Genomic DNA, 25,375 nt, shown 5'->3' with positions numbered 1-25,375 from the left:
GGGGAGGGTCCTTGTTTCTAGGGTTAGTCCCTACCCAAACACGGTAAGTGTTTTCCCGGGGGGTCAGTAGGCCAGCCGCTCGGGCCGGATTTCCTGCAGGATCGTGGTGGCGATTTCCTCGATCGATTTGGTGGTGGTCGAAAGCCAGCGGATGCCCTCGCGCCGCATCATTGCCTCGGCCTCGCTGACCTCCATGCGGCAGTTGTCCAGGCTGGCGTAGCGCGAGTTCGGGCGGCGCTCGTTGCGGATCTCCGAGAGCCGTTCGGGCGCGATCGTCAGGCCGAAGATCTTCTTGCGGTGCGGCAGCAGGGCCGGCGGCAGCTTGCGGCGCTCGAAGTCCTCGGGGATCAGGGGATAGTTGGAGGCCTTGAGGCCGTGTTGCATGGCCAGGTAGAGCGAGGTCGGCGTCTTGCCGCTGCGGCTGACCCCGACCAGGATCACGTCCGAGCCCTGCAGGTCCTTGTGGCTCTGGCCGTCGTCATGCATCAGCGAGAAGTTGATCGCCTCGATCCGGTCGTGGTACTCCTTGCTCTTGGAGGCGTCGGAGAAACGGCCGACCCGGTGGTTGGACTTGATGCCCAGCTCGTCTTCCAGGGGTTCGACGAAGGTGCCGAACATGTCCAGCATCATGCCGTTGCAGTGCTCCTTGACCACCGCCAGCACCTCCATGTTGACCACGGTGGCGAAGACCAGCGGGCGCTTGCCCTCGATTTCCGCCGTGTGGTTGATCTGGCGCACCGCCTGGTGGGCCTTGTCCACGTCGTCCACGAACGGCAGGCGCACCCGCCGCACCGTGGTCTCGAACTGGGCCAGGATGGCGTTGCCAAAGGTCTCGGCGGTGATGCCGGTGCCATCGGAGATGAAGAAGACAGTGCGGTTGGTCATGGTGAATCTGGTCGGGATGCAAGAAATTTCAGTACCGCTCGGCGCCGATTTCAAGACGGAGGGCAGCGAAAGCCGGGGTTGGGCCGTTGGCGCCATCCTACAATCACGGGCGCACAGAATGCCCGCCCCCTGCCCGGTGCACGACCCACAACAGAATCACAGGTCACCCGCTGGCGCATGGAGCCCCCCGGTTTTTCAACCTTAGGAGTCTTCCATGTCCAACCTGTTCGAGCCGACCGATCTGGTCGTGCCTTTCGAAAAACTGCGAATGAGCGATGTCGAGGTCGTCGGCGGCAAGAACGCCAGCCTCGGCGAAATGATTTCGCAACTGCCCCAGGGGGTGAAGGTGCCCACGGGCTTCGCCACCACCGCCCACGCCTTCCGCGAGTTCCTGAAATTCGACGGTCTGGCCGACCGCATCAACGCGCGTCTGGACGCGCTCGATACCGAAGACGTGCGTGCGCTGGCCGCGGCCGGCGCCGAGATCCGCGCCATGGTCGAGAACCAGCCGTTCCCGGCCGACCTGGAAAAGGCGATCCGCGAGTCCTTCGTCACCCTGGTCGGCGGCAACGAGAAAGCCACCTTCGCCGTGCGCTCGTCGGCCACCGCCGAAGACCTGCCCGACGCCTCGTTCGCCGGCCAGCAGGAAACCTTCCTGAACGTGCACGGCATCGACGAGGTGCTGCACAAGATGAAGGAGGTGTTCGCCTCCCTCTACAACGACCGCGCCATCAGCTACCGCGTGCACAAGGGCTTTGCCCATGCCGACGTGGCCCTGTCGGCCGGCGTTCAGCGCATGGTGCGCTCAGACACCGGCGCGGCCGGCGTGATGTTCACCATCGACACCGAGTCGGGCTTTGAAGACGTGGTCTTCATCACCTCCAGCTACGGCCTGGGCGAGACGGTGGTGCAGGGCGCCGTCAACCCCGACGAGTTCTACGTGCACAAGCCCATGCTCAAGGCCGGCAAGCGCGCGGTGATCCGCCGCAACCTGGGCTCCAAGCTGATCCAGATGGTGTTCTCCACACCGGAAGAAAAGGCGGCCACGAAGAAACTGGTCAAGACCATCGACGTGCCGGTCGAGCAGCGCAACCGCTACAGCCTGAGTGCCGAAGACGTCGAGCAGCTGGCGCACTACGCGCTGGTGATCGAGCAGCACTATGGCCGCCCGATGGACATCGAGTGGGGCAAGGACGGCACCGACGGCCAGCTCTACATCCTGCAGGCCCGCCCCGAAACGGTGAAGAGCCAGGCCGCCGGCAAGACCGAGGTCCGCTACAAGCTCAAGGGCAAGGGCGCCGTGCTGGCGTCCGGCCGCGCGATCGGCCAGAAGGTCGGCACCGGCCCGGTGCGCCTGGTGCACAACATCAGCGAGATGGACAAGGTCCAGCCCGGTGACGTGCTGGTGACCGACATGACCGACCCGAACTGGGAGCCGGTGATGAAGCGCGCCAGCGCCATCGTGACCAACCGCGGCGGCCGCACCTGCCACGCGGCCATCATCGCGCGCGAACTGGGCATCCCGGCCGTGGTGGGTTGCGGCAACGCCACCGACCACCTGAAGGACGGCACGCTGGTCACGGTCAGCTGCGCCGAGGGCGACACCGGCCACATCTACGACGGCCTGCTGGAAACCGAGATCACCGAAGTCCAGCGCGGCACCATGCCCGAGGTCGACGTGAAGATCATGATGAACGTCGGCAACCCCCAGCTCGCGTTCGACTTCGCGCAGATTCCCAACGGCGGCGTCGGTCTGGCCCGGCTGGAATTCATCATCAACAACAACATCGGCGTGCACCCGAAGGCGATCCTGGACTACCCGGCGGTCGATGCCGACCTGAAGAAGGCGGTCGAGTCGGTGGCCCGCGGCCACGCCTCGCCGCGTGCCTTCTACGTCGACAAGGTGGCCGAAGGCGTGGCGACCATCGCGGCGGCCTTCTGGCCCAAGCCGGTGATCGTTCGCCTGTCGGACTTCAAGTCCAACGAGTACCGCAAGCTGGTCGGCGGCAGCCGCTACGAGCCGGACGAAGAGAACCCGATGCTGGGCTTCCGCGGCGCGGCGCGCTACATCAGCGAAGACTTCCGCGAAGCCTTCGCGATGGAGTGCGAGGCGCTCAAGCGGGTGCGCGAAGACATGGGCCTGACCAACGTGCAGGTGATGGTGCCCTTCGTGCGCACGCTGGAGCAGGCGCGCAAGGTCACCGAGTTGCTGGCGGCCAAGGGGCTCAAGCGCGGTGAAAACGATCTCAAGCTCATCATGATGTGCGAGATCCCGAGCAACGCCGTGCTGGCGCACGACTTCCTGCAGTACTTCGACGGCTTCTCGATCGGCTCCAACGACCTGACCCAGCTGACCCTGGGCCTGGACCGCGATTCCGGCCTGGAACTGCTGGCGCACGACTTCGACGAACGCGACCCGGCCGTCAAGGCGTTGCTGAAGCTGGCCATCGGTGCCTGCAAGGCCGAGGGCAAGTACGTCGGCATCTGCGGCCAGGGCCCCAGCGACCACCCGGATTTCGCGCAGTGGCTGCGCGACGAGGGCATCAGCTCGATCTCGCTGAACCCGGACTCGGTGGTCGACACCTGGCAGCTGCTGGCCTCCACCGCCAAGTGAACTGACCGCCTCTGAGCGGACCCACGGCCGGGCTTTCGCCCGGCCGTTTTCATTGGTGGCGGTCGCGTAAGGCCGGGGTCAGTGCCCGGCGCACAATCGGCTGCAGAGGCGCGCCGCCGAGCGCGCCCACGACAGAGGAGACGCGCATGCTTCAGGAACTGGACGCCCAACGGCTGGTGGCCCTGTTCGTGGCGGGACTGGCGCTGTTCAACTTCCCGCTGCTCGCGCTCTGGGACCACGACGTCCGCGTGTTCGGGTTGCCGCTGTTTCCCCTGGCCATGTTCCTGATCTGGGCGCTGCTGATCGCGGCCGTGGCCTGGATCGTCGAGCGCTCCCCGGACCTGCCTGCGCCGGACGACGGACCGACCTGAACCATGTTGCCCGTCCCGCTGGTCATCGGCGTCGCGTTCGCCTACCTGTTGCTGCTGTTCGCGGTGGCGTACTGGGGCGACCGCCGCGCGCGCCAGGGGCGGTCGGTGATCGGCAACGCCTGGGTCTACGCGCTGTCGATGGCGGTGTACTGCACCGCGTGGACCTACTTCGGCAGCGTGGGGCGCGCGGCCAGTTCGGGGGTCTGGTTCCTGCCGATCTACCTGGGGCCGATGCTGGCCATGATCCTGGCCTGGATGGTGGTGCGCAAGATGATCCGCATCGCCCGCACCTACCGCATCACCTCGATCGCTGACTTCATCGCCAGCCGTTATGGCAAGAGCCGGCTGCTGGCGGGGCTGGTGACCCTGATCACGGTGGTCGGCATCGTTCCCTACATCGCGCTGCAGCTCAAGGCGATCGCCAGCGGTTATGCCGTGATGACCTCGCCGCTGGGTGGGGCGGCCTCCGCGCCGGTGGACTGGTGGCGCGACAGCACGCTGTTTGTGGCGCTGGCGCTGGCCGGCTTCACCATGGTGTTCGGCGCGCGCCACCTCGACAGCACCGAGCGGCACGAGGGCATGGTGGCTGCCATCGCGTTCGAGTCGGTGGTCAAGCTGCTGGCCTTCCTGGCGGTGGGGCTGTTCGTGGTCTTCGGTCTCTACCAGGGGCTGGGCGACCTGTTCGACCGCGCGCAGGGCGACGCGGCCATCCACCGCCTGCTGCAGTTCGACCAGGGCAAGCCGTTTGCCTACGCGCAGTGGACCGGGCAGACCCTGCTGGCGATGCTCTCGGTGCTGTTCCTGCCGCGCCAGTTCCAGGTGATGGTGGTCGAGAACGTGCAGGAGCAGCACCTGCGGCGCGCGGTCTGGGTGTTTCCGCTCTACCTGCTGCTGATCAACCTGTTCGTGCTGCCGATCGCCATCGGCGGGCTGATGCATTTCGGTCCCGGGCGCATGGACCCGGAAACCTTCGTGCTGTCGCTGCCGCTGTCGGCCGGCTGGCACGGGCTGGCGCTGGTGGCGTTCGTGGGCGGGCTGTCGGCGGCGACGGGCATGGTGATCGTCGAGGCGATCGCCGTCTCGACCATGGTGTGCAACGACCTGGTGATGCCGTTGCTGCTGCGCGGTCGGGCCGGCGGGACCGGCGCCTCGGGCGACCTGACGGGGCTGCTGCTGCTGATCCGGCGGCTGGCGATCCTGGCGGTCCTGCTGATGGGCTACCTGTACTTCCATCTCGCGGGCGAGGCCTACGCGCTGGTGAGCATCGGCCTGATCAGCTTCGCCGCGGTGGCGCAGTTCGCCCCCGCAATGCTGGGTGGCATGTACTGGAAGGGCGGTACGCGGCGCGGCGCGCTGGCGGGGCTGCTGCTGGGCTTCCTGTTCTGGGCCTACACGCTCATGCTGCCGTCGCTGGCCAAGTCGGGCTGGCTGGCCGACGGCTTCCTGCAGCACGGCCTGTTCGGCTGGGCCTGGTTGCGGCCGGAAGCCTTCCTGGGCCTGGCCGGTCTGGACAACCTGACCCATTCATTGTTCTGGAGCCTGCTGGCCAATGTGGGCGCCTATGTCGGGGTGTCGCTCTGGCGCGCTCCGTCGGCGGCCGAGACCAGCCAGGCGCTGCTGTTTGTCGACGTGTTCCGGCGCACCGACACGGCGCATCCCGTGTTCTGGCAGGGCCGGGCGCAGGTCGGTGCGCTGCAGGCGCTGATGGCGCGCTTCATGGGCGCAGCCCGGACGCAGCAGCTGGTCGACAGCTTTGCTGCCGAGTCCGGGATGGCGCTCGCGCCGCAGATGCCGGCGCACCCGCGGCTGGTGCAGTTCGTCGAGACGCAGCTGGCGGGCGCCATCGGCAGCGCTTCGGCGCGGGTCATGGTGGCCTCGGTGGCGGAGGAGGAGGCGCTGGAGCTCGACGACGTGATGCGCATCCTCGACGAGGCCTCGCAACTGCGCAGCTATTCGCGGGCGCTGGAAGAGAAGTCGCTGTCGCTGGAGCGCGCGACCACCGAACTGCGCGAGGCCAACCAGAAGCTGCAGAGCCTGGACCACCTGAAGGACGACTTCATGTCGTCGGTGACGCACGAGCTGCGCACGCCCTTGACATCCATCAGGGCGCTGTCGGAACTGATGCGGGACGATGACGACATGGACCTGCCGCAGCGGCAGCAGTTTCTGGGCATCATCGTGGCCGAGGCCGAGCGCCTGAGCCGCCTGGTCAACCAGGTGCTGGACATGGCCAAGATCGAGGCCGGGCACGCCGAGTGGACGGTGGACGATGTGGACCTGCGCGAGGTGGCCGGGCAGGCCGCGGGCAGCATGGCCGAGATGTACCGCGAGCGCGCGGTGGCACTGGAACTGCGGCTGGACACGGAAGTTGCGGTGGTCCGGGCCGACGCGGACCGTCTGACCCAGGTGGTGCTGAACCTGCTGTCCAACGCGCTGAAGTATGCGCCGCCACAGGGCGGGCGGGTGCAGCTGGTGCTGTTCCGGGACGGTGGCGACGTGGTGGTCGAGGTGCAGGACAACGGCCCCGGCATCCCGGCCGACCAGCAGGCCACGGTGTTCGAGAAGTTCCGGCAGGTGGCGGGCGATGCGCACTACCGGCCCGGAGGCACCGGCCTGGGGTTGCCGATCAGCCGGCAGATCGTCGAGCACTTCGGCGGTCGCATGTGGCTGCGGTCCGTGCCGGGGCAGGGCGCCTGTTTCGGGTTTGCGCTGCCGGCGGCCGGACCCGGCGAGAGACCAGACAACAACGAAGGAGACCAATGACATGACTGCCAAGATCCTGATCGCCGACGACGAGCCCAACATCCTGATCTCGCTGGAGTTCCTGATGAAGCGCGAAGGCTTCGAGGTGGTGCTGGCGCGCGACGGGCAGGAGGCGATCGACGCGATCGTGCGCGAGCGCCCGGCGCTGGTGCTGCTGGACGTGATGATGCCGGTCAAGACCGGCTTTGACGTGTGCCACGAGGTGCGGGCCAACGAGGCGGTGCGCGACACGCTGATCGTGATGCTGACCGCCAAGGGGCGCGACACCGATGTGGCCAAGGGCCTGGCGCTGGGCGCCAATGCCTACATGACCAAACCGTTCTCGACCAAGGAGCTGGTGCAGAAGGTGCGCGAGCTGCTCGGAGGCGCGGCATGAGTGGTCAGAAGCGGATCGACCGGCGCCTGTGGTGGTTGCTCGGCGGCGCGGCCGGGGCGTCCCTGCTGTGGCTGGCCGCGACCTTGGGCCTGATCGGCTCGGCGATGGATGCGCAGGAGCGCCAGGCCGTGCTGCAGACGGTCGGCGACCGGCTGATCCTGATTCTGCTCACCTGGGCCGCCGGCATGGCGCTGATCGGCTGGGGGCTCAAGCGCTGGTTCGACCTCTGGGTGACGCCCTCGGTGCAACTGGCCGAGGAGGCGCAGGTGCTGCTGCGGACCGATGTGGTGCGCGAGCTCACGCCCAAGGGCAACGCCGAGACCAAGGTGCTGGTGGGGCTGTTCAACCAGCTGGTCGGCCAGCGCGAGGCGCTGCGCCATCAGATGGACGCCCGGGTGCGCGAGGCGGCGCAGGGCATCGAGCAGGAGAAGAGCCGGCTGGCGGCGCTGATGTCCGAGCTGACCCAGAGCGTGGTGGTCTGCAACCTGGACGGCCGCATCCTGCTCTACAACAACCGCGCGCGCATGCAGTTCCGCGCCCTGTCGCAGGCGCCCGGCGTCGCCGGCGGCGCCGAACTGATCGGCCTGGGCCGCTCGGTGTACGGTGTGTTCGACCGCAAGCTGGTGGCGCACGCGCTGGAGAACATCCGTCAGCGCATGCAGCGTGGCGCGGGTCAGCCCTCGGCCCAGTTTGTGACCACGACGCCGGCCGGCCAGCTGCTGCGGGTGCAGATGGCACCGGTTCGGGCGCCCTCCGTCGACCCCGCGGAAGATCGCTCGACCGAGCTGACCGGCTTCGTGCTGATGCTGGACAACATCACCCGCGAGTTCGAGGCGGAATCGGCCAAGGACCAGGTGCTGCACACGCTGACCGAACGCAGCCGCGCGGCCATGGCGAACATGCAGGCCGCGCTGGACATGCTCGACTATCCCGACCTGGACGCGCCGATGCGCGAGCGCTTCCTGGGTGTGCTCCGCGACGAGACCCGGTCGCTGAGCCAGCGCATCGGCGAGCTCGAAAGTGGATCGGCCGACAGCCTCAAGACCCGCTGGCCGCTGGAGGACATGCTGGGGGCCGATCTGGTGACGGCATCGCTCAAGCGCATCGAATCGCTGTCCATGCCCGCCACAGCAGCCGAGGTCGATGCCTCGCTGTGGCTCAAGGTCGAGAGCTTCTCTCTGATGCAGGCACTGGCCTATCTGGCCGGCCGGTTGGCCGACGAGTTCGAGGTGCGCTTCGTGCAGCTGCGTCTGCAGCCGGCGACCGGTTCGGCCGGCAAGGCCTGGCTGGACCTGATCTGGAGCGGGCAGGCGATGAGCACCGAGACGGTGATGAGCTGGGAGCTGGACCCGATGAAGGTCGGCGGTGAAGCCCTGCGCCTGACCGTGCGCGATGTGGTCGAGCGGCACAACGGGGCCTTCTGGTTCGAGCGCGAACGCGTCCGCCACCAGGCGTTTTTCCGCTTCCTGCTGCCGCTGGCCAATCCGCAGGAGCAGGCCGAGGCGGCGGACTTCGCGGCCGGCGACAGCCGGCCCGAGTACTACGACTTCGACCTGTTCAAGACCACCGAGCAGACCCGCTCCATGGACGACCGCCTGCTGACCGATCTGGTCTACACGGTGTTCGACACCGAGACCACCGGCCTAAACCCGGCACAAGGCGACGAGATCCTCCAGATCGGTGCGGCGCGCATCGTCAACCACAAGCTGCTCAGGCAGGAGTGCTTCGAGCAGCTGGTCAATCCGCAGCGCCTGATTCCGCCGGCGTCGATCCCGATCCACGGCATCCAGCCCGAGATGGTCATGGGAAAACCCACGATCGACCAGGTGCTGCCAGCGTTTCACGCCTTCGCGCAGGACACGGTGCTGGTGGCGCACAACGCGGCGTTCGACATGCGCTTCCTGCAGCTCAAGGAGAAGGTCGCCGGGGTGGCGTTTGACCATCCGGTGCTGGACACGCTGCTGCTGTCGGCGGTGGTCCATCCCAACCAGGACTCACACAAGCTGGAAGCGATCGCCGAGCGCTTCAGCGTCACCGTGGTCGGCCGGCACACCGCGCTGGGCGACGCCATGGTGACGGCAGAGGTGTTCCTCAAGCTGATCCCCCTGCTCGCCGAAAAGGGCATCCACACCCTGGGCCAGGCGCGCGAGGCGGCGCAGAAGACGTACTACGCCCGAATAAAGTATTGACCCCCCCGCGCCGCCTGCGGCGTCACCCCCCAGGGGGCGGCACTGGCGGCCCGGCAGAGCCGGTTCCGCGGTGCCCTGGAATCAACTCCCCCTCGACACCCAAACCCTTTCTCCGGAGTGCGTGACCGATTCGAGGATGCGGTGGAACCGGCTTCGCCGGGCCACTCGCATCGCCCCCTGGGGGGTGACGCGCCGCGAGGCGCGGCGCGGGGGGGGTCAGAATCTCCCGGCCTGGTACCGGTGCCCCAGCGCCTTCTGCATCGACTGCACCACCACGAACGCGTCCTTGAGCTGGGTCTGTTCGAAGTTGGAGAGTTCTTCGGGGCGCAGGTGGTTGTCGGGCACGAGGCCGGCGTTCATCTGCCTGGTCTGGTGCTGCAGGCGCAGGAACGCCAGGAATTCCAGCGCGTCCTGCAGGTCGCGCGCGTTCTTCTCGTTCAGGGCGCCATTGGCGTTGGCCGCGCGCAGGCGGTCTTGCGTGTTGACGTCTTCGTCACCGCCGGCCAGCGCATACACCCGCGCCATGTCGACCACCGGCACCACACCGTGGTGTTTGAGGTCGACGGTGCCCTTGTGTTCGCCGCTGCGCACGGTGGCAATGCCCTTGAACATGCCCAGCGGCGGCTCGCGCAGCAGGGCATTGCCGACCAGGTGGGCCAGGAAGATCGTGTTGCCCCGGGTGCGCTGCAGCACATGGCGGCGCACGGCACTGAGCAGCTCGCTGTTGCCGTGGATCGCGCGCATGTCGAAGAACACGCAGGTCAGCATCAGCGCGGTCGGGTCGGGCTGGCTGGTCCACTCGGTGAAGTATTCGATCCAGCGCCGGCGCGGTTGCCGCCACTGGTCGGTCATGGCCATCATTTCGCCGGGACAGTACACATAACCGCAGGCGTTCAGGCCATCGCACACGAAGGTCGCCAGCGCCTTGAAGTAGGCGCCGTGTGTCGCCTCGTCGTAGGCGTCGTCGATCACCATGCAGTTGTCCTGGTCGGACCTGGCGGTCTGTTCGCTGCGGGCCTGCGAGCCGGCCGCGACCCAGACGTAGTCGACCGGCGGCGGTCCCAGTCTCGCTTCACCGAGTTGCAGCAGGCGCGTGGTGATGGCGTCGGTGATCGTGGTGATGATGCGGCCGGTGTTGTCGGCCGAGGCCTGCGCCGCCGCAAGGCTCCGCTGCAGGCGCCCGATCTTGCCGGCGGCGTTCTGCAGCCCCTCGATGCTGGGCTGCTTGTAGATGTCGCCGGCGAGGTAGACCGCCGAGGTGCTGTGCTGCTCGGTCAGGTCGGTCGCGGTGATCATGCCGGCGATCTGCTGGCCATCGAGCACCGGCACATGGTGGATCGCGTGGCGGGCCATCAGCAGCAGGGCGTCGAAGGCGGGCGCCCGCAGGTCGACACTCATCGGCGCCAGCGTGGCGATGTCGGCAATCGGCCGGGCGGTGTCCAGGCCGGCGGCGATGACGCGGTTGCGCAGGTCTCGGTCGGTGATCAGGCCGAACAGCAGGCCCTGTTCAACGATCAGCACCGACGACACCCGCTGCTCGCTCATGATGCGCGCGGCGTCGCGGATGCTGGTCTCCGGGGCGAGCGTGATCGGTTCGCGCCGGATCAGGGCACGCACCGGGGTGCTCATGAGGTTCAGCGCCGGGTCGCCGCCAGGCAGGCCCGGGTCCGGGGCCCGGGTGCCGGAGGACCCGTTGCCGAGCAGGTAGGCCAGGGCGGGAGAGTCCTCGCGCCAGCCTTGCACCGTGGCGGCATCGATGCCGGTGAAGCGCACCTTGCCCCTGGCCTGAGCGGCCAGCACCCCGGTGGCTCCGCCATGGTTGGCCCCGAACAGCTCACCCGCGCGCAGCAGCAGCACGGTGTCGCCGGCCGCGTCCAGCAGGGCGCATTCGCCCTCGATCAGCCAGTAGAGGGCGCTTGCCAGCGGCTGGTCGCCGGCCAGGCGCTCGCCGTCGTCGGCCAGCTGCACCTTCAGTGTCTGCGCCAGCGTGTCCCTGGCGGCGGGTGGCAGCAGCCCGAGCACCCGGTGGGCCTCCAGCAAGGCGGCCAGTGGCGTGGTGTTTCCTTCGAGATGATCCATGCGCGGTGGGGTCCGGGGGCGAAGCGGTCATGCTACACCCGCGGTATGGGCGCGCCGCGGGTTTACCCTCTCGGTGTTTGACCGGACAGGGATGCGGTGCGGGTGCTTTGTAAGCGGTTGGTAAGATGCCAAATCAGAATGGGCTGACTTTGACGCGTTGCTTACATGCTGACTCTCATCACCACCGTCAAACTCGTCGTTGAAATCGCACTCCTGGCACTGCTGGGGCAGTGGGTGCTGGGCCTGATCGCCGGGCCGCGCAAGGACAGCAATCTGTTCTATCAGTTGCTGCAGCAGGTGGGGCGACCCTTCGTGCTCCTGGTCGGTGTCCTGCCCCCCCGGTTTGTGCTGCAACGGCACCACCCCTTGGTGGCGTTTCTCATGCTCGGCTTTGTCTGGGCGCTGGTGACGGTCGCCAAGATTTCCCATTGCCTCTCGGTCGGGGTCCAGCTGTGTCGTTGAGGGCCAGCCTGGACGGCTGGTGCATGCGCTGGCAGGTCCGCCTGTTGCTGGTGTCCGGGCGGAAGTCGCGGGCGCGCGATTGCCTGACCCGCCGCCTCATGGCCCTCCCGGACGATCGCTACGCGCTGTCTTCGCTGGCGGTTCTGCAAGCCGGGCAGGGCGACCGCGCCGGTGCCGTGCAGACCCTTGAACACCTGGTGCGGGTGGCGCCTTCGCTGGCAACAGCCTGGTTCAATCTCGGTTTTCTGCTGGAAGCCCAGGACCGGCTGGAGGACGCTGTGGCCGCGTTCCGCCGCGCGACCGACATCCAGCCCGATCTGGACCGGGCCTGGTACGGGCTGGGTCTCTGCCTGATCCGCCTGCGCCGTTTCGACGAAGCGGTCGAGGCCTTGCGCAGGAACACGGCACTGCAGCCCATGAGCCCGTTTGGCTGGTACCAGCTGGCGCGGGTGCATGCAGACCGGCAGGAGCCGGAAGAAGCGCGGCGGATCATTCGCCACCTCCGTGGATTCGAACCCAAGGTGGCGGCGCAACTGGAGCGCGAGACCGGGCTCGGTCTGCTGGCCGCGCCCGGCACGGAGCCGCTGGCATGTCACTGACCCGTCAGGCGTTGCAAAGAGGGCGGTGCCATGGAATCCAGTGAGAGCCGGCGCCACTACTGGCGCAAGAATCTCGCCGTCATCGCTGTGCTGATGCTCATCTGGTTTGTGGTGACCTTTGTCGTGGGCTACTACGCGCGTGAACTCAGCTTCAATTTCTTCGGCTGGCCCTTCAGTTACTGGGTGGGCGCGCAGGGCGCTCCGGTGGTGTACTGCCTGATCATCGGCTTCTACGCCTGGTACATGCACCGCCAGGATGTCGGTCACGACGTGGACGAGGACGAAGAGTGACCAGGGTGTCGAAGAAGGCCTTCAAGCAGCAGCTGGACAAGGTGTACTCCTGGTACACGATCGGCTTCTTTGTCTTCGTGGCGACCCTGGCCGCGCTGGAGCAGATCGGCCTGTCGCGCGAGTGGATCGGCTTCATCTTCCTGCTGGCGACCGTGGGGCTGTACGCCGCGATCGGCATCATGAGCCGCACCACCGATGCGGCCGAGTACTACGTGGCCGGCCGGCGGGTGCCGGCGGTCTACAACGGCATGGCCACCGGCGCCGACTGGATGTCGGCCGCCTCGTTCATCGGCTTGGCCGGCACGCTCTATCTGACGGGCTATGCAGGCCTGGCGTTCATCATGGGCTGGACGGGTGGCTACTGCCTGGTGGCGCTGTTCCTCGCGCCCTACCTGCGCAAGTTCGGCCAGTACACGATTCCCGACTTCCTGGGCGAGCGCTACGGCGGCAACCTGCCGCGCTTCATCGGCATTGCCGCAGCCATCCTCTGCTCGTTCACCTATGTGGTCGCGCAGATCTATGGCGTTGGCCTGATCACCTCGCGCCTGACCGGTGTGGCCTTCGAGCTGGGCATCTTTCTCGGACTCGGAGGCATCCTGGTCTGCTCCTTCCTGGGCGGCATGCGTGCCGTGACCTGGACCCAGGTCGCCCAGTACATCATCCTGATCGTGGCCTACATGATTCCGGTGGTCTGGCTGTCGGTGAAACAGACCGGCGTGCCGGTGCCGCAACTGGTCTACGGCTTCCAGCTGGAGAAGGTGACCGCCAAGGAGAAGCTGCTCACCAACGATCCCAAGGAACTGGAGGTGCGCGAGATCTACCAGAAGCGCGCCGCCGAGCTCGATGCCAAGCTGCGGCACCCGGCGGCGGCGCTGGCGGCCGACCGTGCGGCCGCGACGGCCCGGCTGGCCGAGGTGCGCGCGGCCAACGCGTCGATGGGCAAGATGGCGGCCGCAGAGAAGGCGCTGGCGGCCGTGCCCAAGGACGAGTCTTCCGCCATCGCCGAATGGACCCGGGTCAAGGCGCTGGCCGAAACCAAGTCCCGGCCGCTCAACGGCATGCCGGCCCATTCCGCCCAGTTTTCGGGTGACCCTCAGGGCAGCGAGCCGGAGCGCAAGGCCTTTGACGGTTCGCGCCGCAATTTCCTGGCGCTGATCTTCTGCCTGATGGTCGGCACGGCGGCCTTGCCCCACATCCTGATGCGCTACTACACGGTGCCCAGCGTGCGCGAAGCCAGGCAGTCGGTGACGTGGTCGCTGTTTTTCATCTTCCTGCTGTACATCACGGCACCGGCGCTGGCGGTGATGGTCAAGTACGAGGTGTTCCATGTGCTGATCGGCACGCCGTTCGACCAGTTGCCGCAGTGGGTGGCGGCCTGGAACAAGGTCGATCCGACCCTGCTGTCGCTGACCGACGTGAACAAGGACAACATCCTGCAGCTCAACGAGATGACGATCGGCGGCGACATCGTGGTGCTGGCCACGCCGGAGATTGCCGGTCTGCCGTACGTGATTTCAGGGCTGGTCGCGGCCGGCGGCCTGGCCGCAGCCCTGTCGACCGCCGACGGCCTGCTGCTGACCATTTCCAGTGCCCTGTCGCACGACCTGTATTACAAGATGATCGATCCCAACGCGTCGACGGCACGCCGGGTGACGATCTCCAAGATGCTGCTGCTGATCGTGGCCCTGCTGGCCGCCTACGTCGCGGCACAGAAGCCGGCCGACATCCTGTTTCTGGTGTCGGCGGCGTTTTCTTTCGCGGCGGCCGCCTTCTTCCCGGCGCTGGTGCTGGGCATCTTCTGGAAACGGGCCACCGGCATCGCGGCTTCGCTGGGCATGATCGCCGGCCTGGGCATGACCACCTATTACATGGTGATGAACCAGCCCTGGCTGCGCGGCATCTTCGGCGTGACCCGGCCGGTGCACCTCTGGTGGGACATACAGCCCATTTCGGCCGGCGTTTTCGGGGTCCCGGTGGGATTTCTGGTGATCATCCTGGTCAGCCTGTTCACCCACACGCCCAGCCGGAAATCCCAGGAGCTGGTCGAGCACGTCCGCTACCCCAACTTGAAGATGAACTGATCCGACGGGAAATTTGCTAGAATCATGGGCTTCGCCTTGCCGCACCCCGTGTTGACGCCGGGGGCGGCTGTTCTGCAAAAACCGTGCTTTCACCGAAAGCACGGGTCATCCACAAGGAGAGTCCATGCGTCATTACGAAATCGTTTTGCTGATCCACCCGGATCAAAGCGAACAAGTTCCGGCCATGCTGGAGCGCTACAAGGGCATGATCACCACCGGTGGTGGCAAGATCCATCGCGTTGAAGACTGGGGCCGCCGCCAGCTGGCTTACCAGATCAACAAGCTGTCCAAGGCCCACTACCTGTGCGTCAACATCGAAGCCGACCAGGCCGTGATGGGTGAACTGGAACACGCGTTCAAGTTCAACGACGCCGTGCTGCGCCACCTGACCGTGCAGAAGAAGAAAGCCGAAACCGGCCCTTCGAGCATGATGAAGGCGGTCGAGCGCGAGGAAGCCCGCAAGCTGGCTGCGCCCGAGCAGCGTGAAGGCCGCGAATCCCGCGAGCCTCGCGAACAGCGCGCCGAGGCCTGATCCCGGCGCGTGACATCGCCAGCGGGTACCAACCAGTTTGAAGTGTCGGCCACGGTGGTGCAGGTCCAGAGCCTGCGCTACACCCCGGCAGGCATTCCGGCGGTCAATCTCGTGCTGGAGCACGAATCGACCGTCGTCGAACTGGACACCCCGCGATCCGTGAAGCTGCAGATTCGCGCCGTGGCCTTCGGGGCACTGGCCGAAACCCTCTCGAGGCAGAGCCTTGAAATGGTCGGCAGGTTTCAGGGATTCATGGCGAATGCACGCAACGGCAAAGGCGTTGTGTTCCATATCCAAGATTTCAGCAAGACATAGGAAAGGCCCATCATGGCTGCACCGAAACGTTTCAACAAAGACAAGCGCCCCAAGCGCAACACCCAATCGCTGCTGTTCAAGCGCAAGCGCTTCTGCCGCTTCACCGTCGCTGGTGTGGAAGAAGTCGACTACAAGGACGTGGACGTCCTGCGCGATTTCATCTCTGAAAACGGCAAGATCATTCCCGCCCGCCTGACCGGCACCCGCGCGATCTACCAGCGCCAGGTGACCACCGCCATCAAGCGCGCCCGCTTCCTGGCCATGCTGCCGTACAGCGACCAGCACCGCGTCTGATAGGGAGAATCACATGCAAATCATTCTGCTCGACAAAGTTGTCAACCTCGGTTCGCTGGGTGATGTGGTCAAGGTCAAGGACGGCTACGCCCGCAACTTCCTGATCCCGTCCGGCCGTGCCCGCCGTGCCACCCAGACCGCCGTGGCCGAATTCGAAGCCCGCCGTGCCGATCTGGAAAAGGCCGCCGCTGCCAAGCTGTCCGAAGCCCAGGCCCTGGGTGAGAAGATCGCTGGCCTGAATCTCAAGCTGAGCCAGAAGGCCGGCGTGGACGGTCGCCTGTTCGGCTCCGTCACCAACCACGACGTGTCCGAAGAGCTGAACAAGCAAGGGTTCGCTGTGGTCAAGGCCCAGGTGCGCATGCCCAACGGTCCGCTCAAGACCGTGGGTGAGTACACCGTCAGCGTGAACCTGCACACCGACGTCACGGTCGACGTGGCTGTCACGGTGCTGGGCGAAACCGCCTGAGTCCCTGGGGCGGCATCTGCCGTCCTGAAAAAGGCCGCTGCCTCCGGGTCAGCGGCCTTTTTGTTTCTGCCAGCCACTTATCCCGTCGGTTCCCCAGCCTGTGCACGCGTTGTCCACAGACTTGTCCCATGACAGGAATGGGGGTGCGGCGTACCATTTCAGGATTCACAGGAACGCCATGGCCGCCGTCTTCTCTTCTTCGCTTTCCTCCTTCGATGCCGGTCTGGATGAGGCCGGCTTTGGTTCCGACCAGCAGCTCGCCCAGCTGCGTGTGCCTCCGCACTCGATTGAGGCCGAGTCCAGTGTGCTGGGAGGCCTGCTGCTGGACAACGGCGCATGGGACCGGGTCGCCGACCTGATCAACGATTCCGACTTCTACCGCTACGAACACCGCCTGACCTATTCGGCGATTGCCACGCTGGTCAATGCCAGCAAGCCTGCCGACGTGGTGACCGTGTACGAGCATCTGCAGAACCTGGGCAAAGCCGACGAAGCCGGTGGCCTGGCCTACCTGAATTCGCTGGCTCAGTACGTACCCAGCGCAGCCAACATCCGCCGTTACGCTGAGATCGTGCGCGAGCGCGCCATCCTGCGCAAGCTGGTGGCCGCCAGCGACGAGATCGCCACCAACGCCTTCAACCCTCAGGGCAGGCCGATTGCCAAGATCCTGGACGAAGCCGAGCAGAAGATCTTCAAGATCGGCGAAGAAGGCTCGCGGATGAAGGAGGGGTTCCAGAGCATGGACACCCTGGTGGTGGACCTGCTGGACCGGGTCCAAGAAATGGCCGATAACCCGAACGACATCACGGGCGTGCCGACCGGCTTCATTGACCTGGACCGCATGACTTCGGGCCTGCAGGCGGGCGACCTCGTGGTGCTGGCAGCGCGTCCGTCCATGGGCAAGACCGCATTCGCGATCAACATCGCGGAACACGTGGCGCTCAACGAGGGCCTGCCGGTGGCGGTGTTCTCGATGGAAATGGGTGCGGCCCAGCTGGCGGTGCGTATCGTTGGCTCGATCGGCCGCATCAACCAGGGCCATCTGCGCACCGGCAAGCTGACCGACGACGAGTGGCCTCGCCTGACCGAAGCCATCGAGAAGCTTCGCACCATTTCGCTACACATCGACGAGACACCGGGCCTGACCCCCAGCGAGCTGCGCGCCAACGCGCGGCGTCTGGCGCGCCAGTGCGGCAAGCTCGGCCTGATCGTGGTCGACTACCTGCAGCTGATGAGTGGCTCCAGCAGCTCGGGGGGTGACAACCGCGCCACCGAACTCGGTGAGATTTCGCGGGGCCTGAAGATGCTGGCCAAGGAACTGCAGTGCCCGGTGATCGCGCTGTCACAGCTCAACCGCTCCGTGGAGCAGCGGACCGACAAGCGCCCCATGATGTCCGACCTGCGCGAATCCGGCGCCATCGAGCAGGACGCGGACATCATCATGTTCATCTACCGCGACGAGTACTACAACAAGGAGACCTGCAAAGAGCCGGGCGTGGCCGAGATCATCATCGGCAAGCAGCGCAATGGCCCGACCGGGACTTGCAAGCTGGCCTTCCTGAACATGCTGACCCGCTTCGAGACCCTGGCTGGCGGCGGCATCGGCGGCGACGACTATTGACGACGCCGCACGCCTTCCCCATGAGAGGGGATGGTCCTGGCAGCATGGCTGTTCAACGGGAAGGTTACTCTGTAAACTTTTGCAAACAGGGGGGCAAACAATGGTCCACGAAACCAAGCCGCTGAGGAGTTGCCATGAACATTTTCGCCAAAGCTTGCATTGCTCTATTGGTTTTGGTCTCTGCCGCAAGTGCCTATGCACAGACCGGTAACGTTTACAAGGCATTGAACGCGCGGTGCCGCATAGCCGACTCTCGGGTCATCAGTTCTCCTCTCCCCGCTTCAACCGTCAGGAACTTGGATGTGACAGCCATTTCAAGTTATGCGACCCAAGGAGGTACTGCAGATGCAGCCGGTTGTGGCATTCCGACGACGGCACAGGCGCTCGCGGTGAGTTTGACGGTGTTGCCACCCGCAGGCGCATCCGGGTTCTTCAAGATATTTCCGTATCTTGGTGCGTGGCAGGACGGAAACACAGTCAATTTTAGCGGGGTGGGCATCACAAATGATGTGATTGTGAGAGAAGATACAGGCCCATCTGCTGCTGAGTTGAGCATTTACTCTAGTGCTCAGACCGATTACGTTGTAGATGTGGTCGGGTATTTTGAGCCGCCCGCTGTGCCGACGCTTTCTTGCGTGACTACCGCCAACACAACCGTTAGCGTTGCTGCTGGAGCTACTCAAAATGTCATTGCCCCAGTTTGTGCATCCGGCTATGTCCCGACCTCGACCAATTGCGAGTCTGGCTCGTGGCAGATGCCTTTTGTCTTTGTCAATGGTGGCACCTGCTCCGCGCAAAACAATGGCGGAAGTGCTGCTGAATTGAGGGCATCGAGGACCTGTTGCAGGGTTCAGTGATCGTCGGCGACCTCCCGCGGCAGAGTCGATAGATCCTTTCTCGGATGTCGACCGGGAGTCACTCAAGACAATATTGGTGAATCTGCTGGCACTTCTTCCCTGGGGTGATGAAATTGTGGAGGCAATGAGCAAGTTCCGTTTTTTCTGTCTGTGCGTTATTAAATTGGTAGCTCGATAGGGATTTTCGCTTTTTGCGTAACTTGATGTCGCTGGGAAACTAATTACGCACCGCAGGATTGGGATGGGGCCTCCCAGTCGGTTTCGGTATTCTGGCGAACGCTACAGCTTATTGATAAGTCTGAAGGGTTTTCGTGCCTGTAGACTTTTCCAGATGTTTTCCGCGAGAGGTGACTGGCAAGATGGAAATATCATCAACTTTAGTTTTGGCCGGAATTTCACGAACAATGTGATTGTTCTATCGGGCTTGCTAGCCGATGAGTTGAGCCTCTACTCACCAAGCGGTGCGTAGTGTAGGTTGCTGTGTACATCAGTGCTGGATTGGGTGAATGCCAGTGATTCTTCTTTTGCGATAACGTTCAATGGTATCAATCTTTCCCACAACCGAACATGTTTGGCGGGTTACGGGGAGATGCCTCCTGTTGCTGTGCTGATATCATCTGTGTCTATAGTCAGAGCAGCGGATAATATACAAATATCTCGAATAACACGGCGCTTTTTGCTAGGAAGAACACCGCCAGAAGCAGCCAGACCTTCTGGTGGTGATGTCTGTTGCAAGGTTTCCTGATGATGTGGCTTTCGGGTCAAAGGACCTCGCTCGCGAAATCCGCCAGCCGTGAGCGTTCGCCGCGCGCCAGCGTGATGTGCCCCCCGTGTGGCCAGCCCTTGAACCGGTCGACCGCGAAGGTCAGGCCCGATGAGCCCTCGGTCAGATAGGGGGTGTCGATCTGGGCGAGGTTGCCCATGCAGATGATTTTGGTGCCGGGGCCGGCACGCGTGATCAGCGTCTTCATCTGCTTGGGCGTCAGGTTCTGCGCCTCGTCGATGATGACGTACTTGTTCATGAAGGTGCGGCCGCGCATGAAGTTCATGCTCTTGACCTTGATGCGGCTGCGGATCAGCTCGTTGGTCGCGGCACGGCCCCATTCACCGGCGCCACCCGCATCGCCCTTGGCCAGGAACTCAAGGTTGTCGTCGAGGGCACCCATCCAGGGGCCCATCTTCTCTTCCTCGGTACCGGGCAGGAAGCCGATGTCCTCGCCCACACTGACAGTGGCACGGGTCATGATGATCTCGGTGTAGCGGCGGTCGTCGAGCACCTGGGTCAGGCCGCTGGCCAGGGCCATCAGGGTCTTGCCGGTGCCGGCCGTGCCGGCCAGTGTCACGAAGTCGATCTCCGGGTCCATCAGCAGGTTGAGCGCGAAGTTCTGTTCGCGGTTGCGGCTGGTGACGCCCCAGATGGCGTTCTTCAGGTGGGTGTAGTCCTTGAGGGTCTTGAGCACCGCGGTCTTGTCGCGGATTTCGGTGACGCGGGCATACAGCGACGGCTCGCCGGGTGCCTCGAAGTAGACGAACTGGTTGATGTGGAACTGGGTCACCGCCGGGCCGCTGACCCGGTAGAAGGTGTGGCTGCCACTCTGCCAGCTCTCGATGGTCTTGCTCTGGCGGGTCCAGAAGTCCTGCGGCAGGGCCAGCGCGCCGGAGTACAACAGTTCGCCATCGTCCAGCGTCTTGTCGTTTTCGTAATCTTCGGCAGCCAGACCCAAGGCGCGGGCCTTGACCCGCATGTTGATGTCCTTGGACACCAGGATCACTTCCCGCTGCGGGAACTTGTCGCGCAACGCATGGACCACGCCGAGGATCTGGTTGTCGGCTTTGCCCTGGGGCAGGCTGGCTGGCAGTTCGTCGTGCAGCGGCTCGGTCTGGAAGAACAGCGTGCCGCGTGCCGCGAGATGGCCGGTGGCCGAGAGCTTCAGTCCCTTGGCCATGTCGCCGCCAGTCTGGGCGGCCAGGGCGTCGAGCGTGCGGCTGGTCTGGCGGCCGTTGCGGGCCACTTCGGTCATGCCCTTCTTGTGACCGTCGAGTTCTTCCAGCACGATCATCGGCAGGAAGATGTCGTGTTCCTCGAAGCGGAACAGGCTCATCGGGTCGTGCAGCAGCACATTGGTGTCCAGCACGAACAGACGGGTCGGGCCGGTCGAGACCGACGCTGCGCTGCGTCCACGACGTGCCGGTGCAGGCTGGGGAGTCTTGGCCAGCACCGGTGTCAGGATCGGCGCAGGTGCCGGAACGGCAGCTGGCTCGGGTGCCCGGACAACCTGGTCGGGGATCGGCGCGGGGGCCACAACCGGCTTGGCCGTTCCCTTGCCGCTGTCTTTTCGTTTGCCATTGGCGCCAGAACGCGCCGGCGTGGTCCGCGGGGACGTGTCGGCTTGCCGTGCGGTCGGAGCAGGGGCTGGTGCCGGAAGGTCTTTGAAGTCGTCGTCGCTGGATTTCAGGCTGTATGCCTCAGGGGCAAGCAGGGCGGCACGTTTGGAGGGAGCGGGGGGCAGTGGCATGGGGCGGTGGTTCAGCGCGGACCGGAAAATGAAAAAGCCGCCAGGAAAACCAGGCGGCTTTGCATGAAGCGAGGCAAACGGCAGAGGGTTGGTGCAATCGGTCTGACCTGGGTCATGAACCCATTATGCACGACTCAAATGAACTGTCTGCGGTGATCTCAGGCGGCCTTTTTCAGGGCCTTGACAGCCTTGAGCACTTCCTCGACGTGACCGGGCACCTTCAGGCCTCGCCACTCCTGCTTGAGTTGACCGTCGGCGCCGATCAGGAAGGTGCTGCGCTCGATGCCCTTGACCTTCTTGCCGTACATGATCTTGTTCTTGACCACGCCGAACATGTGGCACATCTTCTCTTCGGTGTCGGCGATCAGCTCGAACGGCAGTTCCAGCTTGGCCTTGAAGTCGTCGTGCGACTTCATGTTGTCGCGCGACACGCCGAACACCTGGGCTCCGGCCTTGACGAAGTCCTTGTACTTGTCGCGGAACTGCATCGCTTCGGTGGTACAGCCGGGGGTGTTGTCCTTGGGATAGAAGTACAGCACCACCGTCTGGCCCACGTGCGTCTGGTTGCTGACCTTGATGCCACCGGTGGCCATGGCTTCAAATTCGGGAATGGGTTTGTTGACAACGACTGCCATGCTGCGTGGACCCCTGACGTAGGTTGGTGGTGATGCGTTGGTCTTCCCGTCGCCCTCCCTGGGCAACGACCACTCTGCGGCGGCCGGAGGAAAACAATCGGCTATTTTACCCTGAACGGCGCGCTTCTTCGGTCTCCGAGGGGAAAGAAGCGTCCGGTGGGCGTCATCGGGATGCCCGCAAAGGCGTCAGTTCTCGATCAGCAGGGCCGCCAGGACCCGGCGCCCTTCACCGGCCAGGATGTTGAAGGTCCTGCAGGCAGCCCCGGTGTCCATGGTTTCCACGCCGATCCGGCGTTCGATCAGGGACCGGAGCAGGGCGGGGGGCACGAAGCGCAGCCGTGTTCCGCTGCCGAAAATCACCAGCTCGGGTGCCGGCATGCCGTCTTCAATCAGCGCGGCAAAATGCTCCGCGGTCAGGGCCTCCAGCCGTGCGACACCCCAGGGGCGCACGGTGCCGCCCGAACCAATCACGAGGCTGGTCGCGTGGCGCTCCCCGTTGACGGCGATCCAGCCATCTCCGTAGGCGGTGACGGACACCTGGTCGGGTTTGTCGGCATGCAGCTTCATGGGTGCTCGGGTCGCGTCCTGTCGCGGAGTCGCCGCGGCGAACTGTGTTCAAATTGAGGGTTTCCCCAGAGGGGCTGCGCAATATAGCGCACCCGTTGTTGGCGCCAAGGCGCCGCCTGCCTGCCTGACCCGTCCGGAGGGACTTTGAAAACCATCCAGAAATCCGCCAAGCTTGCCAATGTGCTGTACGACGTGCGAGGCCCGATCGTCGAAGCGGCCAAGCAGATGGAGGACGAAGGCCAGAAGATCATCAAGCTGAACATCGGCAACCTGGCGCCGTTCGGCTTTGACGCCCCGGAAGAAATCCAGCAGGACATGATCCGCAACCTGCCGAACTCGGCGGGTTATTCGGACAGCAAAGGCATCTTCGCCGCACGCAAGGCGGTCATGCACTACACCCAGCAACAAGGGGTGGCCGGCGTGACGCTGGAAGACATCTACCTGGGCAACGGTGCCAGCGAGCTGATCGTGATGGCGGCCAATGCGCTGCTGGACAACGGCGACGAACTGCTGGTGCCTTCGCCCGACTACCCGCTGTGGACGGCGGCGACCAGCCTCTCGGGCGGTACGCCGGTGCACTACCGCTGCGACGAGAACAACGGCTGGCAGCCGGACCTGGCCGACATGCGCGCCAAGATCACGCCGCGCACCAAGGGCATCGTGGTCATCAACCCGAACAACCCGACCGGCGTGCTTTACAGCGACGAACTGCTCAAGGGCATCGTGGCGCTGGCCCGCGAATTCGGCCTGGTGCTGCTGGCCGACGAGGTGTACGACAAGGTGCTGTACGAGGGGGTGACGCACACCGCGATGGCCAGCCTGTCGACCGACGTGCTGACCCTGACCTTCAACTCGCTGTCCAAGGCCTATCGCTCGTGCGGCTACCGCGCCGGCTGGATGGTGCTGTCGGGTCCGAAGGAAATCGCCAAGGACTTCATCGAAGGCCTGAACATGCTGGCCAACCTCAAGCTGGGCTCCAACGTGCCGGGCCAGTGGGCGATCCAGACCGCGCTGGGTGGTTACCAGAGTATCAACGACCTGGTCAAGGAAGGCGGCCGCCTGCGCCGCCAGCGCGACCTGGCCTACGAGCTGATCACGGCCATTCCCGGCGTCACCTGCGTCAAGCCCGAGGCGGCGCTGTACATGTTCCCGCGCCTCGATCCCAAGGTCTATCCGATCGAGGACGACAGGCAGTTCTTCATGGAAGTGCTGCGGGCCACCCGCGTGATGCTGGTGCAGGGTTCGGGCTTCAACTACCCGGACAACCAGCATTTCCGCATCGTGTTCCTGCCGCACGAAGACGACCTGCGCGAGGCGATCAACCGCCTGGCGCGGTTCCTGGAGGGCTGGCGCCAGCGCCACGGCACCTGAAGCGGCATCAATGCGGGGGCGGCCTTTCATCAATCATCGGCCGCATCCCCCGCACCATGTGAGGGGTGCAGAGCACCCGCGTTTTTTTCTGAACTGAGACAAGCATGAAACCGATCCAAGTAGGCCTGCTGGGCATTGGCACCGTGGGCAGCGGCACGTTCAACGTGCTCCAGCGCAACCAGGAAGAAATCCAGCGCCGCGCCGGTCGCGGCATCGAGATCACCATGGTGGCCGATCTGGACGTGGCGCGCGCCCAGTCTGTCGTCGGCCCGGATGTGAAGGTGGTGAACGACGCGCGCGCCGTGATCGCCAACCCCGAGATCGACATCGTGATCGAGCTGATCGGCGGCTACGGCATCGCCAAGGCCCTGGTGCTCGAAGCGATTGCCGCCGGCAAGCACGTGGTCACCGCCAACAAGGCGCTGCTGGCCGTGCACGGCACCGAAATCTTTGCCGCGGCGTCCGCCAAGGGTGTGATGGTCGCTTTTGAAGCGGCCGTGGCTGGTGGCATTCCCATCATCAAGGCGCTGCGCGAAGGCCTGACGGCCAACCGCATCCAGTGGATCGCCGGCATCATCAACGGCACGACCAACTTCATCCTGTCCGAGATGCGCGACAAGGGCCTGGACTTCGACGTGGTGCTCAAAGAAGCCCAGCGTCTGGGCTACGCCGAAGCCGACCCGACCTTCGACATCGAGGGCGTGGACGCGGCGCACAAGGCGACGCTGATGAGCGCGATCGCCTTCGGCATCCCGGTGCAGTTCGACAAGGCCTATGTGGAAGGCATCACCAAGCTGGGCGCGGCCGACATCCGTTACGCCGAGCAACTCGGCTACCGCATCAAGCTGCTGGGCATCACCAAGCGCACCGACAAGGGCGTGGAACTGCGGGTGCACCCCAGCCTGGTGCCGGCCAAGCGCCTGATCGCCAACGTGGAAGGCGCGATGAACGCGGTGGTCGTGCATGGCGACGCCGTGGGCACCACGCTGTACTACGGCAAGGGCGCCGGCAGCGAGCCCACTGCCTCGGCCGTGATCGCCGATCTGGTCGACATCACCCGCCTGCACACCGCCGACCCGCTCAACCGCGTGCCGCACCTGGCTTTCCAGCCCGACGCGATGAGCGACGTGGCCGTGCTGCCCATGAGCGAGGTGGTGACCAGTTACTACCTGCGCCTGCGCGTGGCCGACCAGGCCGGTGTGCTGGCCAAGGTGACCGGCATCCTGGCGAACGCGGGCATCAGCATCGACGCCGTGCTGCAGCGCGAAGCCGATGAAGTGGGCGGCGAGGGTTCGACCTCGACCGACCTGATCATCCTGACGCACGACACGCGCGAAGGCACGATGAACGAAGTGATCGCGCAGATGCAAGGGCTGCCGAGCGTGCTGGCGCCCATCACCCGCATCCGCAAAGAAGAGTTGAATTAACCCCCCGCGTCGCCTGCGGCGCCACCCCCCAGGGGGCAATGCCTGTGGCCCGGCGAAGCCGGTT

At 65.0% G+C, this 25,375-nt stretch carries 22 protein-coding genes; 17 read left to right on the top strand and 5 right to left on the bottom strand.

Annotated elements, in window-relative coordinates:
• Nucleotides 1-63 precede the first annotated feature (63 nt).
• Nucleotides 64-885 carry a posphoenolpyruvate synthetase regulatory kinase/phosphorylase PpsR gene (gene ppsR, locus ACS5NL_RS10565; protein WP_439353749.1) on the bottom strand — a complete coding sequence of 274 codons (822 nt, stop codon included), beginning with the start codon at nucleotides 883-885 and terminating at the stop codon, nucleotides 64-66.
• Between the two features lie 214 nt (nucleotides 886-1,099).
• Here ppsR and ppsA point away from each other — a divergent pair, with 214 nt between their 5' ends.
• The 5 genes from ppsA to ACS5NL_RS10540 all read left to right on the top strand — a co-directional run bounded on the left by ppsA (nucleotide 1,100) and on the right by ACS5NL_RS10540 (nucleotide 9,198).
• Nucleotides 1,100-3,499 (top strand): phosphoenolpyruvate synthase, encoded by a 2,400-nt coding sequence (ppsA, locus tag ACS5NL_RS10560; RefSeq protein WP_439353748.1) that lies wholly within the window; start codon nucleotides 1,100-1,102, stop codon nucleotides 3,497-3,499.
• 146 nt (nucleotides 3,500-3,645) lie between these two features.
• Entirely contained in the window at nucleotides 3,646-3,870 is a 225-nt protein-coding gene (locus ACS5NL_RS10555) for a hypothetical protein (RefSeq protein WP_411364136.1), read from the top strand.
• A gap of 3 nt (nucleotides 3,871-3,873) precedes the next feature.
• Entirely contained in the window at nucleotides 3,874-6,633 is a 2,760-nt protein-coding gene (locus tag ACS5NL_RS10550) for a sodium:solute symporter family transporter (protein ID WP_439353747.1), read from the top strand.
• A 1-nt stretch (nucleotide 6,634) separates the two neighbouring features.
• Nucleotides 6,635-7,009, top strand: coding sequence for a response regulator transcription factor (locus tag ACS5NL_RS10545; protein WP_439353746.1), 375 nt, complete (start codon nucleotides 6,635-6,637; stop codon nucleotides 7,007-7,009).
• On the top strand, nucleotides 7,006-9,198 hold the full coding sequence (locus tag ACS5NL_RS10540) for a 3'-5' exonuclease (RefSeq protein WP_439353745.1): 2,193 nt from the start codon (nucleotides 7,006-7,008) through the stop codon (nucleotides 9,196-9,198). Before ACS5NL_RS10545 ends, ACS5NL_RS10540 begins: the two co-directional genes overlap by 4 nt.
• 216 nt (nucleotides 9,199-9,414) lie before the next feature.
• Here the strand turns inward: ACS5NL_RS10540 and ACS5NL_RS10535 are convergent, their stop codons facing one another.
• Nucleotides 9,415-11,277, bottom strand: coding sequence for a putative nucleotidyltransferase substrate binding domain-containing protein (locus ACS5NL_RS10535; protein ID WP_439353744.1), 1,863 nt, complete (start codon nucleotides 11,275-11,277; stop codon nucleotides 9,415-9,417).
• A gap of 165 nt (nucleotides 11,278-11,442) precedes the next feature.
• On the opposite strand from ACS5NL_RS10535, the gene ACS5NL_RS10530 reads away from it, so the two are divergent.
• The 10 genes from ACS5NL_RS10530 (at nucleotide 11,443) to ACS5NL_RS10485 (ending at nucleotide 18,795) form a co-directional block, all read left to right on the top strand.
• Nucleotides 11,443-11,739, top strand: a complete 297-nt coding sequence (locus ACS5NL_RS10530; RefSeq protein ID WP_439353743.1) for a hypothetical protein — start codon at nucleotides 11,443-11,445, stop codon at nucleotides 11,737-11,739.
• A 23-nt stretch (nucleotides 11,740-11,762) separates the two neighbouring features.
• Complete coding sequence (locus tag ACS5NL_RS10525; RefSeq protein ID WP_439353742.1) at nucleotides 11,763-12,338, top strand: tetratricopeptide repeat protein; 576 nt, start codon at nucleotides 11,763-11,765, stop codon at nucleotides 12,336-12,338.
• A gap of 30 nt (nucleotides 12,339-12,368) precedes the next feature.
• Nucleotides 12,369-12,629 (top strand): DUF4212 domain-containing protein, encoded by a 261-nt coding sequence (locus ACS5NL_RS10520; protein ID WP_439353741.1) that lies wholly within the window; start codon nucleotides 12,369-12,371, stop codon nucleotides 12,627-12,629.
• Nucleotides 12,626-14,710 carry a sodium:solute symporter family protein gene (locus tag ACS5NL_RS10515; RefSeq protein WP_439353740.1) on the top strand — a complete coding sequence of 695 codons (2,085 nt, stop codon included), beginning with the start codon at nucleotides 12,626-12,628 and terminating at the stop codon, nucleotides 14,708-14,710. Before ACS5NL_RS10520 ends, ACS5NL_RS10515 begins: the two co-directional genes overlap by 4 nt.
• A 124-nt stretch (nucleotides 14,711-14,834) precedes the next feature.
• Complete coding sequence (gene rpsF / locus ACS5NL_RS10510) at nucleotides 14,835-15,242, top strand: 30S ribosomal protein S6 (protein ID WP_411364145.1); 408 nt, start codon at nucleotides 14,835-14,837, stop codon at nucleotides 15,240-15,242.
• Nucleotides 15,243-15,251: 9 nt separating this feature from the next.
• Nucleotides 15,252-15,557, top strand: a complete 306-nt coding sequence (gene priB, locus ACS5NL_RS10505) for a primosomal replication protein N (protein WP_439353739.1) — start codon at nucleotides 15,252-15,254, stop codon at nucleotides 15,555-15,557.
• A 12-nt stretch (nucleotides 15,558-15,569) separates the two neighbouring features.
• Nucleotides 15,570-15,851, top strand: coding sequence for a 30S ribosomal protein S18 (gene rpsR / locus ACS5NL_RS10500; protein ID WP_066154570.1), 282 nt, complete (start codon nucleotides 15,570-15,572; stop codon nucleotides 15,849-15,851).
• Nucleotides 15,852-15,864: 13 nt separating this feature from the next.
• Nucleotides 15,865-16,317, top strand: coding sequence for a 50S ribosomal protein L9 (gene rplI, locus ACS5NL_RS10495; protein WP_439353738.1), 453 nt, complete (start codon nucleotides 15,865-15,867; stop codon nucleotides 16,315-16,317).
• A 178-nt stretch (nucleotides 16,318-16,495) separates the two neighbouring features.
• A complete protein-coding gene (gene dnaB / locus ACS5NL_RS10490) occupies nucleotides 16,496-17,938 on the top strand; it encodes a replicative DNA helicase (protein WP_439353737.1) in 1,443 nt (480 codons plus the stop codon).
• A 134-nt stretch (nucleotides 17,939-18,072) separates the two neighbouring features.
• Entirely contained in the window at nucleotides 18,073-18,795 is a 723-nt protein-coding gene (locus ACS5NL_RS10485; protein ID WP_439353736.1) for a hypothetical protein, read from the top strand.
• A 761-nt stretch (nucleotides 18,796-19,556) separates the two neighbouring features.
• On the opposite strand, the gene ACS5NL_RS10480 is transcribed toward ACS5NL_RS10485, so the two are convergent.
• The 3 genes from ACS5NL_RS10480 to ACS5NL_RS10470 form a co-directional block, all read right to left on the bottom strand.
• The gene (locus tag ACS5NL_RS10480) at nucleotides 19,557-21,311 is read right to left on the bottom strand and encodes a PhoH family protein (RefSeq protein WP_439353735.1); all 1,755 of its coding nucleotides are present in this window, start codon (nucleotides 21,309-21,311) and stop codon (nucleotides 19,557-19,559) included.
• Nucleotides 21,312-21,469: 158 nt separating this feature from the next.
• Nucleotides 21,470-21,946 (bottom strand): peroxiredoxin, encoded by a 477-nt coding sequence (locus tag ACS5NL_RS10475; protein ID WP_439353734.1) that lies wholly within the window; start codon nucleotides 21,944-21,946, stop codon nucleotides 21,470-21,472.
• Nucleotides 21,947-22,132: 186 nt separating this feature from the next.
• On the bottom strand, nucleotides 22,133-22,513 hold the full coding sequence (locus ACS5NL_RS10470) for an Mth938-like domain-containing protein (RefSeq protein WP_439353733.1): 381 nt from the start codon (nucleotides 22,511-22,513) through the stop codon (nucleotides 22,133-22,135).
• A 144-nt stretch (nucleotides 22,514-22,657) separates the two neighbouring features.
• On the opposite strand from ACS5NL_RS10470, the gene ACS5NL_RS10465 reads away from it, so the two are divergent.
• Entirely contained in the window at nucleotides 22,658-23,884 is a 1,227-nt protein-coding gene (locus ACS5NL_RS10465; protein WP_439353732.1) for a pyridoxal phosphate-dependent aminotransferase, read from the top strand.
• Between the two features lie 104 nt (nucleotides 23,885-23,988).
• A complete protein-coding gene (locus tag ACS5NL_RS10460) occupies nucleotides 23,989-25,311 on the top strand; it encodes a homoserine dehydrogenase (protein ID WP_439353731.1) in 1,323 nt (440 codons plus the stop codon).
• Nucleotides 25,312-25,375: the final 64 nt, after the last annotated feature.

It is taken from the genome of Hydrogenophaga sedimenti (assembly GCF_051857515.1).
Taxonomy (GTDB): Bacteria; Pseudomonadota; Gammaproteobacteria; order Burkholderiales; family Burkholderiaceae_C; genus Hydrogenophaga.
This window is presented reverse-complemented; position numbering and strand designations above follow the sequence as displayed.

Coding starts and splice junctions, on each gene's coding strand:
- ppsR (WP_439353749.1), bottom strand. CDS start 885: ATGACCAACCGCACTGTCTTCTTCATCTCCGATGGCACCGGCATCACC.
- ppsA (WP_439353748.1), top strand. CDS start 1,100: ATGTCCAACCTGTTCGAGCCGACCGATCTGGTCGTGCCTTTCGAAAAA.
- ACS5NL_RS10555 (WP_411364136.1), top strand. CDS start 3,646: ATGCTTCAGGAACTGGACGCCCAACGGCTGGTGGCCCTGTTCGTGGCG.
- ACS5NL_RS10550 (WP_439353747.1), top strand. CDS start 3,874: ATGTTGCCCGTCCCGCTGGTCATCGGCGTCGCGTTCGCCTACCTGTTG.
- ACS5NL_RS10545 (WP_439353746.1), top strand. CDS start 6,635: ATGACTGCCAAGATCCTGATCGCCGACGACGAGCCCAACATCCTGATC.
- ACS5NL_RS10540 (WP_439353745.1), top strand. CDS start 7,006: ATGAGTGGTCAGAAGCGGATCGACCGGCGCCTGTGGTGGTTGCTCGGC.
- ACS5NL_RS10535 (WP_439353744.1), bottom strand. CDS start 11,277: ATGGATCATCTCGAAGGAAACACCACGCCACTGGCCGCCTTGCTGGAG.
- ACS5NL_RS10530 (WP_439353743.1), top strand. CDS start 11,443: ATGCTGACTCTCATCACCACCGTCAAACTCGTCGTTGAAATCGCACTC.
- ACS5NL_RS10525 (WP_439353742.1), top strand. CDS start 11,763: ATGCGCTGGCAGGTCCGCCTGTTGCTGGTGTCCGGGCGGAAGTCGCGG.
- ACS5NL_RS10520 (WP_439353741.1), top strand. CDS start 12,369: ATGGAATCCAGTGAGAGCCGGCGCCACTACTGGCGCAAGAATCTCGCC.
- rpsF (WP_411364145.1), top strand. CDS start 14,835: ATGCGTCATTACGAAATCGTTTTGCTGATCCACCCGGATCAAAGCGAA.
- rpsR (WP_066154570.1), top strand. CDS start 15,570: ATGGCTGCACCGAAACGTTTCAACAAAGACAAGCGCCCCAAGCGCAAC.
- rplI (WP_439353738.1), top strand. CDS start 15,865: ATGCAAATCATTCTGCTCGACAAAGTTGTCAACCTCGGTTCGCTGGGT.
- dnaB (WP_439353737.1), top strand. CDS start 16,496: ATGGCCGCCGTCTTCTCTTCTTCGCTTTCCTCCTTCGATGCCGGTCTG.
- ACS5NL_RS10485 (WP_439353736.1), top strand. CDS start 18,073: ATGAACATTTTCGCCAAAGCTTGCATTGCTCTATTGGTTTTGGTCTCT.
- ACS5NL_RS10480 (WP_439353735.1), bottom strand. CDS start 21,311: ATGCCACTGCCCCCCGCTCCCTCCAAACGTGCCGCCCTGCTTGCCCCT.
- ACS5NL_RS10475 (WP_439353734.1), bottom strand. CDS start 21,946: ATGGCAGTCGTTGTCAACAAACCCATTCCCGAATTTGAAGCCATGGCC.
- ACS5NL_RS10470 (WP_439353733.1), bottom strand. CDS start 22,513: ATGAAGCTGCATGCCGACAAACCCGACCAGGTGTCCGTCACCGCCTAC.
- ACS5NL_RS10460 (WP_439353731.1), top strand. CDS start 23,989: ATGAAACCGATCCAAGTAGGCCTGCTGGGCATTGGCACCGTGGGCAGC.